Source organism: Aquitalea pelogenes (assembly GCF_001515305.1).
Lineage (GTDB): Bacteria > Pseudomonadota > Gammaproteobacteria > Burkholderiales > Chromobacteriaceae > Aquitalea > Aquitalea pelogenes.
The window spans coordinates 1-674 of sequence record NZ_LNQV01000115.1; the positions used below are offsets into that span (position 1 = coordinate 1).

Below are 674 nucleotides of genomic sequence, written 5' to 3' on the forward strand. Positions count from 1 at the left end.
CCCGCGCTTTTCGCAGGCTTACACGTCCTTCATCGCCTGTGATCGCCAAGGCATCCACCAGATGCACTTAGTCGCTTGACCCTATCATTTCAGTAACCTGAGTTACCAATCCGACAGGATTGTGTTTGTGCGACATGTCACACCGCCCCTTTTGGTATGGCGACATGACATTAGATACAATCAAATTCCCAAGATGACGATTTGTCCCACATGCAGCGTTAACTGCAGGTGTTTCATCTCGCCGTCTAATTAATTCGGCTTCTTCAGTTTGTTAAAGATCGGGCATTGTCTACACAACGCAAACAAAAATCCACGCAGCCATAAAATCCGCTGTGTGCGCTTTTGTTTGCACTGTAAGGTGGTGGTGGAGGATGACGGGATCGAACCGACGACCCCTGCTTGCAAAGCAGGTGCTCTCCCAACTGAGCTAATCCCCCTCTAAACCCGAAATACCGCGTTACATCGCTCCTCGTGTACATGATGTACACGTCGTCGCGCTGCGCCTTGTCTTTCGGCTTTATCTTTTTGTCCCAGATAGCATCTGAAACAAAAATGGATTATCCGTAGTGCTGTCTACAGCACCCAGATAAAAACTGGTGGGTCTGGAAGGACTCGAACCTTCGACCCCTGCGTTATCAACACAGTGCTCTAACCAGCTGAGCTACAAACCCAGT

General features: G+C 49.3%; 2 tRNA genes and 1 rRNA gene. All 3 read right to left on the reverse strand.

The window, feature by feature from the left end:
- Nucleotides 1-81: ribosomal RNA gene (locus AWT75_RS20425) — 23S ribosomal RNA — on the reverse strand; the annotation flags it as partial.
- Nucleotides 82-362: 281 nt separating this feature from the next.
- Nucleotides 363-437: transfer RNA gene (locus AWT75_RS20430), tRNA-Ala, on the reverse strand.
- 157 nt (nt 438-594) lie between these two features.
- Nucleotides 595-671: transfer RNA gene (locus AWT75_RS20435), tRNA-Ile, on the reverse strand.
- Nucleotides 672-674 lie beyond the last annotated feature (3 nt).